Genomic DNA, 8983 nt, shown 5'->3' with positions numbered 1-8983 from the left:
GCCCCAGAGCCACCTGAAGCGCCTCCTTATCCAGCATGGCTTCGGCAAGCAGCTTCTTGAGCCTGGCGTTCTCTTCCTCAAGCGACTTCAGGCGCTTAACCTCGGGCACCTCCATACCGCCATACTTTTTACGCCAGGTGTAAAAGGTGGCGTCGGAAATGGCGTGCTTACGGGCAGAAACCCCGGCTTCAGCCTCGCGGAGGATACTGATGATCTATTCGTCGGAAAAACGCTTCTTCATGGGGATGTCCTCATGTGGCTTATGAAGACATTACTAACATCGGTGTGTATTAATCAACGGGGAGCAGGTCAGCGGGCAATGGGTGTTACGTGGTCGACCTGACTCATCAGTATGTCTGCCGTGACGGCCGTGTCTCTGCTCAGCTGGCGCCAGGCCATGACTGACGACAGCAGTGTAGTCAGGATTGCGGGTACGAGAATTCCGGCAGCAAGCGCTCTTTTTCGTAATTGCATTATTTGTCCTGTGAGGTCTTTCCATGAGTACACTATCACTATTTAGTGACGTTATAGTCATTAATCCCTTTCCATTTCAGTGTTATTTAAACAGGTGACGCAGCGGGATGTACTCTGTAATGAATATAAGCGCAGGTTTTAAGGCGGGTAATTATTTTTTTTGAACAGGGTGGATATCGTTCTGACAGCCTCATTCATTTTCGTTATCTCTGCAGAAATCTGGCTGCTTTCGGGGAGCAGGATATGGCGGACTGGCATGCTGATAAGTCTTTATCTGCTGCAGTGAGAAGAATGCTGCTCTGGACCAGGAAACAGGTCTGCTGTCAGGATTATTGGGTAATTACCTTCGAAGGGAGAACTAAGCTGTGACACTCAAAATGACCATTCTGGTCGAAAACCATCTTTCCCCGCACGCGGCTGCAGGAATGCAGGCCCGTGCAGGCCTCTCCATTCTTCTGGACGACGGAGAGAGCCGGATACTGTTTGACTCCGGTGCGGATGAAACCGTTGTTCGCAACGCCAGGCTGATCAACGAGCCGCTGACAGACCTGGACGCGGTTGTATTATCCCACGGGCATTACGATCACTGCGGCGGAATAACGTCTCTTGCCCCCGGGACGAGGATTATCTGTCATCCCGGCATTTTACAGGAAAGGTATGCCGCCGTCAGGCTTCCAGGAAAGGTCATTCCTCTTAAGAAACTTTCGGTCGTGGAGCGTTTTCGCGGACTTAACGTGGAGTACAGTAAAATCCCGCGGGTCGTGGCAGGACGTTTTGTCTGGAGTGGTGAAATCCCCGTGGAAAGCCCGAAGCCTTGGGGTTATACCGATTACAGGAACGCCACGCCTGATTATGTGTCTGATGAGGGTGTGCTTATCTGGTGCTCATCACGCGGGCTGGTCATTATAACCGGGTGTGGCCATCGTGGGCTGGAGAACACCGTTCGCCACTGCATGAACATTACGGGGGAAAAACGCGTGTACGCCCTTATCGGGGGATTTCATCTGCGGGCAGCATCACCGCTCAGGCTGATAAGGCTGAAAGCTTTTTTGCGTGAGATCGCACCTGAGCAACTGCTGGGCTGCCACTGCACAGGAAGATGGGGAAAACTGTGGCTCAGGAACACGCATCCTGTCGCCTGCGGAGATACCGTTATTTTTGAAGAGTAAGTCTGTGATACAGGCTCATCCTGTCATTCGGTCTGCACCTGTCTCGTTTGTGTCGTCTTACTGTCAGGCCCGTGTCGTGTACTGTGCCGGCAGGAAATGCGAATATCTTAGCCGCTACCAACATACACCAGATATGAGGTTATCGATGACCGTCGCAGAGAAAGTGAAAGCCCTTCGCCTGAAGAAGGCCTGGTCTCAGGAGCAGCTGGCAGAAGTCGCCTCGCTTTCAGTCAGAACGGTTCAGCGTACTGAAAAAGGGAAGAAACCTGGTCTTGAAACGTTGAGTGCGCTTGCCTCAGCCTTTGACGTCAGCGTATCTGAGCTCCTGGAAGAGGCCGGGGATGCCGTTAACACGCTGGATGAACGTATCAGTGATGCCAGAGCCCAGGTTGCCCGGGAAATGACGTTTTGGCGGATACTAACAAGGGCTCTTCTGACATGCACCGCAATGATGGTTATAAACTATCTGCTTACTCCGGAAAGTTACTGGTCCCTTGTAGTGACGGCCATATGGTGCACTCTGGTTATGTTCAGGGGGGGCAGGGTGTTTGTTATTCATGATCGGCTTAAGTCATGGCAACAACGCAGGTTGAATAAACTCCTCCGTCCGGGCACAAAAAAGGAAAATAACCTTCGGGCAATCAAGTAAAACGCTGGAGCCATTCTCTGCGGCTAAATGTAATCATCATTAAGCGAAAAGGAAAAACGATGAACCTGTCTGAATTTTTACTTCATGTACCGTTCTGGGTCTGGCTCCTGCTGATTTTTTTACTTCGCCGTGGTTTTGCCGCCCTTTATGACAGAGAGATGAAAATCGGACGGCTTTTTTTGCTCCCTGTACTGTTTCTTGTCTGGGGAGGCTACGGAGTTATGACTGAAACAGAAAGGGCAGGAGTAAGTCTCACCATGATGGTCGCAGGATTACTCGCGGGAGGAGCACTCGGCTACTGGATGTGGGGGGCACAAACTCCCCTGCAGGATTCAGGCAACCCAGGTACGGTTATCAGGGCCGGGACGCCGCTGACGCTGGGCATGATCGTTATTACTTTTTGTACAAAATTCATTCTTACTTCAGCCCTCTTCCTTCAGCCTGGCCTTGCGGCGTCAGCGAGCTTCTGTCTGCTAATGGGTGGGCTCACCGGACTGAATGATGGAGTATTCTGGGGAGGCACACTAAGGATATTTATACCATGGTACAACAAACATCTCACTCAATTGTGAATTGAACCATTTATGTGTATTTTATTTTTAATAGTAACTCCTCAAATGTATTCCAAAAGGGAAAATTATGCTGATAATTATGAACGGGTTGCCGGGTTCTGGAAAAAGTACTGTAGCAAAAATGTTGTGCGAAAAATTGAGCGCTGTGTATTTACGGGTGGATACTGTAGAGCAGGCCATTCTTTCGGCGTTTGAAACAGAGAGAAAGCCCGGGCCTGAAGGGTATTTTGTCATATATGCATTAGCACGTGAGAATCTTAAGCTAGGGTCAACGGTGGTGACAGATTCGGTTAATGATATTAATCTTGTGCGTGATGCTTTTCGTGATATAGCTATATCACTGGAAATTCCATTCATAGAAATTGAAATAATTTGTTCGGACAAAGAACAGCATCGGCATCGAGTGGAAAACAGAGTTTCAGATATTCCCGGTTTGACTGTACCTGACTGGGGAAAAGTGCAAAGCCGTCACTATGAACGATGGTACAGGGAACATATTCAACTTGATACAGCGAAATTAACAGTTACTGAGTGTGTAAACAGAATCCTGGCATTAACAGAGCAAGACAGGATTGGAAACAATCTAACTATACATCGGTAGTAATCGTTAATTTTTCTTACGCTGTATGAACGTCTGGTGTATCGAACGTGGCGTGATATTTAGGAGCTTATCGGATAGCCGCCACCGTAGCCTCGTACCAGATAAGGCTCTAAGCTTCGTCTAAGACAGGCGTCGTATTACTTTAATCACCAGGCATCAAGGCCTTCCCATGCTTTAAGAGAACGTGCCCGGGCAGTCTGAGTATACGTTTATTCAAACAACAGCGCTTCGCTCAGAAGCCAGCTCCTGAAGGTTTTGACCACAGGGCGCATGATTCTGGATTTAGAATATGTCAGCCAGTAGCTGCCGGCGTTGACCTCAGTTTCGAAGGGCTGCACAACCTGCCCGGATGTGAGCTCCCGTGTAAACATTTTCAGGGGAACCAGCGCCGCGCCGCCGGAATGTATAACGGTCTGGATCATCAGTCCTGACGAGTCATAGACCGTACCGCTGATGACAGCAACGTCCTCGCCGGCCTCACGGAACCAGTCTTCCCATTCATTGATCCGGTAAGAACGGAGCAGCCTCTCGTTCAGCAAATCACGTGGTGCGCGAAGCCGCCCGGCCATTTCCGGGTCGCATAGCACGCCAAACGGCGCGTCGAATATTTTTTCATTATTGGTTGAGGGCCATATCCCGGTACCAAACCTGATAGCCAGATCGAGCCCCTCTGCAGCAATATTGACGATATTATTGTTAATACGCAGACGGACATCCACATGGGGATGAAGCGTCTGGAAACGCCCCAGCCTGGCCTCAAGCCAGCCAAGGGCAAACGTGCCTACACAGCCCAGCGACAGGACTTCCTTATATTCCCCGCCTTCAAACTTATGATAAATATTTTCTATTGTCCGAAACGCCTCGTGCAGTCCGCCATAGAGGATCGCGGCTTCCTCTGTGAGCTCCAGACTGCGGGACTGTCGTCTGAAAAGCGTGATACCCAGACGCTCCTCAAGAATTCTGATTTGCTGGCTGACGGCGGCTGGGGTAACGAAAAGCTCTTTCGCGGCCCGGGTAAAGCTGAGGTGTCTGGCGGCAGCCTCAAAAGATTTGAGGGCCTTCAGGGGAGGTTTTTTTCGCATAGGACATCCTTTAGATTTTCTTTAAATTAATACAAATTTTTATCGTTTGCCAGCATTCAAGATTATCAACATAATCCCGCTTCCTGACCGGTGCGACATACTTGTTATTTATTGCGAAATTTATAATTAATTAAACCGGGCTTTAAATTTTTATTTGCGGCTGGCGATTATTCGCATTTATCTGCTGATTAACACAATGAATGCATCCCAAAGTATTCATTAACATCTCGGTAATCAGCTCACTGAACAATATTTATTAGGGAAACCTGGATGAAGAGAAAATCACTGTTTCTGGCCGTGGCCAGCCTGCTGGCCGCCAGTTATGCCAATGCTGGCCAGATGACGACCGAGCAGCAAATTGCTGAGAAATCTGCACAGATATTTCATGACACTAATCCTCCGGCTATGGTCATGGCCATTATTCAGAATGGTCAGGTGACATATCGTGCCTATGGTGAAACGGCTAAAGGCAACCATACCAGCCCCACGCCCGACTCGCTGCTTCGGGTCGGCTCTATGTCAAAAATTCTGGCCTCAGAGCTGCTGGTTAAGCTTGCCGATAAGGGAGCGCTCAGGCTGACCGACACGCTTCAGAAGTATGCTCCCCCGGGGATGACAGTACCTGAGGTGAGCCGCGGCAATCCCGTTACCCTGATTTCGCTTGCCACACATACCAGCGGGCTGCCGCGACTTATCCCGGGTCAGGCACCAGCCGGCTCAGCTCCGTTCACGTGGCCGGACAGGCCTGCCCGCTGGAACTGGCTGAATCAGAAGCCGACCCTGACCGCGCCGTGGGAACAGGCGCAGTATTCTAATGTGGGATACGATCTGCTGGCCGATGCTATGGAAGCTGCAGGTAAAAAACCCTACCTGCAGCTTATGCGGGAAAATGTGACGGGCCCGCTGGGCATGAAAGACACCACCACCCAGCCTGACAGCGCTCAGTGTCAGCGGCTCATGGAAGGCTCTGGCATCGATCCTGCCGGTCCCTGCACGGATACAACGGCAGCCGCCGGCAACGGCGGGATGTATTCCACCGCAAGGGACATGGCGAGCTGGATGCAGCATCTGTTGAATATCCGTCATCCTGAAAAGCCAGCGCTCAGAGCCGTTCAGCAGGCAATGTACGTGCAGAGACAGCAACTCAAATCCATTACGGGTCTGGATTTAGCAGGGAAAGCGCAGGGGCTGGGAATGGGTTGGGTCTTTATCCAGCCTTCGGTTGACTCCCCGGTAATGATCCAGAAAACCGGTGGTGGCGGCGGTTTTATGAGTTATATGGTTTTGGTCCCCGGCGAAAAAACGGGGATCTTTGTCTCTGTGACAAAAGTGGATCTGGATATGTTCTCAGCCTTAACGCGTGAAACGAACAGCCTTATCCCGCTCCTGTTAAAAGCAGCCCCCGGGGAACGCATCAGTCCGGCTTCATAACGGGTCGGGTGGCAGCATCTGACTCCATAAAAAACGGGTGCTGTCAGCGGAAATGTGCCCGGATTTCGCCAGAACCCGGCTCCTCGCAGAACAACACCTGTAATGTATTTCCCTGGGTATATTGGGGCAAACTCGATAATCGATAGTAAGACTGCCTGGGCAACTCACTATGTGACGACAGGTATCACGTATTGCCTGAATTCTAACCTGAACCTGGATATTGCTTACAAATTCAACAACATCACGGGGCTGCCAAAAGTTCACTCAGAATAACGAAGATGCTTTGATAATGGGCATAACATACCAGTTCTGATAGGACCCTCAGGTTGCCAGGGCAGTAATCAGAATGATGCAGAGTGACGTGTATTTCGGGTTGAGGTTGCATCAGATGCTTCACATGGTCCGAAAGTGCACCAACAGTCTGGCCGAAGAGGTCCTGTTGGCTCAGTATTTAACTTTTAACACATTAATTTAACATGCAAAATAAAGGATACTAATATGAAAATGATTCGACTTATGATAATCCCCTTGCTGGCTGGAATGTGCACGCCAGCACTATCTACACCAGTCAATATCACTGATACAATACAAACCACAGAAGACCATATCAAAGGTCGGGTTGGTTTTACTGAAATAGACTTTTTATCCGGAAAGGTACTGGGTAGTCATCGCCATGAAGAACGCTTCCCTATGATGAGCACATTCAAAGTTTTGTTATGTGGGGCAGTATTAGCACGCGTTGATAAAGGGCTTGAACAGCTTGAACGCAGAATTACCTATAATGAGCATGACCTGGATGACTATTCACCAGTAACCAGTCTGCACCTTGCAGATGGAATGTCGGTTTCTGAATTATGTAATGCTGCCATTACCACCAGTGATAATACTGCTGCAAATTTATTGCTATCAACAATTGGCGGGCCGGAGGGATTAACCCAATTTGTGCGAAGCACTGGTGATAATTATACACGACTAGATCGACACGAACCCAGCCTGAATGAAGCGCTACCTGGCGATGAGCGTGATACTACCACTCCGGCTGCAATGGCTCAGACGTTACGAAAATTGTTAAATGGGAGTCTCCTCAAGATAGCATCACAGCAAAAATTAATAACGTGGATGCAGGAAGATAAAGTTGGCGGGCCTCTGTTCCGCTCTGTACTGCCAGCTGGCTGGATGATAGCGGATAAAACAGGAGCAGGTGAACACGGCTCTCGTGGCATCGTTGCATTGTTGGGGCCCAGAGGAAAACCATCCCGAATAGTTATTCTCTATATTACCAATACTCATTCATCCATGAATGAACTTAACGAACATATTGCAGGGATCGGAGATTCAATTATTAAGCACTGGTAATATGTTTTCAAAGATTAGTTCACTCCAGACCCACACTTTGGTATTCCGGACTGTAAGATGAGTGGCTAAGACAACTTGTTTTCCATGTAATTAACAGGTGAATCTTGGCCGCTTTCAGAGTAGGTATCTCATCGTCTAGGTGAAAGTTATCTGTAGCGATGCAGACTGCGTAGGCAGTGAATGAGCCGACAAATTATCTATGTAATATTTGAGGTAATTTGGGTAATGTACTTCACCAAATCATCCAGTTCGATTCGTTCACCGGGCAGAGAGCTGATGGCCTGAGGTAGGTAATCAGTAAAATATTTTATTCCGCTTGTAAGTATCCCGCTTAACCGAACCATTCACTTTTAGAGATCTTCCGACATACTGATTATGTTCCCGAGGAGATCGCCATGCGTAAAGCACGATTCACCGAACACCAGATCATCGCTGTGCTGAAGTCCGTCGAAGCCGGACGCACCGTCAAAGATGTCTGCCGCGAAGCGGGTATCTCTGAGGCCTCTTACTACAACTGGAAAGCGAAGTTTGGCGGGATGGAAGCCTCTGATATCAAAAAGATGAAAGATCTTGAGGACGAAAACCGCCGCCTAAAACAGATGTTTGCCGACCTGAGTCTGGAAAACCGCGCACTAAAAGACGTCATCGAAAAAAAGCTTTAAAGCCAGCGATAAAGCGTGAACTCGTCAGCTATCTGAAAGAGGTGTTTTCGATGAGTGTACGTCAGGCATGCAGGATGTTATCGCTGAGCAGGACGGTTTATTTTTACCAGCCCGATACCCGGCACAATGAACGGGTGATCCAGGCACTGACTGAGCTGGCGGAGCGCTATCCGCGATACGGTTTTAAGAAGCTGTTCCAGCTTCTGCGCAGGCAGGGGCACACCTGGAACCATAAGCGTGTTCACCGGATTTACTGCCTGCTGAAACTGAATTTTCGTCGTAAGGGTAAACAACGTCTGCCGGTACGCAATCCGGCTCCGTTGATAATGCCGGAAGCGCTTAATCAAAGCTGGTCCATCGATTTTATGCACGATGCGCTGGTCTGTGGCCGGCGCTTCCGTACCTTTAATGTGGTGGATGATTTTAATCGCGAAGCCCTGGCGATAGAAATCGACCTGAATATTCCGGCTCAACGGGTCGTCAGGGTGCTGGACAGGATAGTGGCAAACCGTGGATATCCGCTGAAGATGCGTATGGACAACGGGCCAGAACTGGTCTCACTTGCGCTGGCGCAATGGGCCGAAGACCATGGTGTGGTGCTGGAATTTATTAAACCAGGCAAACCGACACAGAATGCCTTTATCGAGCGTTTTAACCTGACGTACCGGACAGAAATCCTGGATTTTTATCTGTTCAGAACACTGAATGAAGCACGGGAAATTACTGAGCGCTGGTTGATGGAATATAACAGCGAGCGACCTCATGAGTCCCTGAATAACCTGACGCCGGAAGAGTATCGGCTGATGGCTGAAAAACCAGAAACCTCAAAAAGTGCGTGGAACTAAAACGGGTGTACTTACAAAATGTTTACTTCGTATATGGCTTATTACTTTTCTTTCGTGCAGTTTGGGCTGGAAGGCGGGCATCTTTCAGACAATGCTGATTAAGTCTGTTCTGGCTATTATTATAATGACTCATCTCTGTATG

At 49.2% G+C, this 8983-nt stretch carries 9 protein-coding genes; 7 read left to right on the top strand and 2 right to left on the bottom strand.

The window, feature by feature from the left end:
• On the bottom strand, window positions 1–214 hold a 214-nt coding region (locus F3J26_RS22370; protein ID WP_353621181.1), incomplete at its 3' end, for a transposase.
• Window positions 215–839: 625 nt separating this feature from the next.
• Here F3J26_RS22370 and F3J26_RS22365 point away from each other — a divergent pair.
• From F3J26_RS22365 to F3J26_RS22350, 4 genes are all read left to right on the top strand, one after another.
• Window positions 840–1643: an MBL fold metallo-hydrolase gene (locus F3J26_RS22365; RefSeq protein WP_008460143.1), complete on the top strand. Its 804-nt coding sequence runs from the start codon at window positions 840–842 to the stop codon at window positions 1641–1643.
• A gap of 145 nt (window positions 1644–1788) precedes the next feature.
• Window positions 1789–2292 (top strand): helix-turn-helix domain-containing protein, encoded by a 504-nt coding sequence (locus F3J26_RS22360; protein ID WP_008460142.1) that lies wholly within the window; start codon window positions 1789–1791, stop codon window positions 2290–2292.
• A gap of 59 nt (window positions 2293–2351) precedes the next feature.
• Window positions 2352–2864 carry a DUF6622 family protein gene (locus F3J26_RS22355; protein ID WP_008460141.1) on the top strand — a complete coding sequence of 171 codons (513 nt, stop codon included), beginning with the start codon at window positions 2352–2354 and terminating at the stop codon, window positions 2862–2864.
• Window positions 2865–2931: 67 nt separating this feature from the next.
• A complete protein-coding gene (locus tag F3J26_RS22350; protein ID WP_008460140.1) occupies window positions 2932–3465 on the top strand; it encodes a P-loop nucleotide/nucleoside kinase family protein in 534 nt (177 codons plus the stop codon).
• Window positions 3466–3674: 209 nt separating this feature from the next.
• Here the strand turns inward: F3J26_RS22350 and F3J26_RS22345 are convergent, their stop codons facing one another.
• Window positions 3675–4547 (bottom strand): LysR family transcriptional regulator, encoded by an 873-nt coding sequence (locus F3J26_RS22345; RefSeq protein WP_008460139.1) that lies wholly within the window; start codon window positions 4545–4547, stop codon window positions 3675–3677.
• A gap of 270 nt (window positions 4548–4817) precedes the next feature.
• On the opposite strand from F3J26_RS22345, the gene ampH reads away from it, so the two are divergent.
• The 3 genes from ampH (at window position 4818) to F3J26_RS22330 (ending at window position 8841) form a co-directional block, all read left to right on the top strand.
• Entirely contained in the window at window positions 4818–5978 is a 1161-nt protein-coding gene (gene ampH, locus F3J26_RS22340; protein ID WP_008460138.1) for a D-alanyl-D-alanine-carboxypeptidase/endopeptidase AmpH, read from the top strand.
• Between the two features lie 498 nt (window positions 5979–6476).
• The gene (gene blaLAP, locus F3J26_RS22335) at window positions 6477–7334 is read left to right on the top strand and encodes an LAP family class A beta-lactamase (RefSeq protein WP_008460137.1); all 858 of its coding nucleotides are present in this window, start codon (window positions 6477–6479) and stop codon (window positions 7332–7334) included.
• Between the two features lie 395 nt (window positions 7335–7729).
• Window positions 7730–8841 (top strand): IS3 family transposase gene (locus F3J26_RS22330; RefSeq protein ID WP_442892347.1). Its coding sequence is split into 2 segments (ribosomal slippage): window positions 7730–7991 and window positions 7991–8841, totalling 1113 coding nucleotides; the frame shifts between segments, so codons are not numbered across the junction.
• The last annotated feature ends 142 nt before the right edge of the window (window positions 8842–8983 follow it).

Source organism: Enterobacter sp. Ap-867, assembly GCF_011752855.1.
GTDB lineage: Bacteria > Pseudomonadota > Gammaproteobacteria > Enterobacterales > Enterobacteriaceae > Cedecea.
The sequence above is the reverse complement of the archived record's forward strand: the minus strand, read 5'-3'. Positions and strand labels throughout refer to the sequence as shown.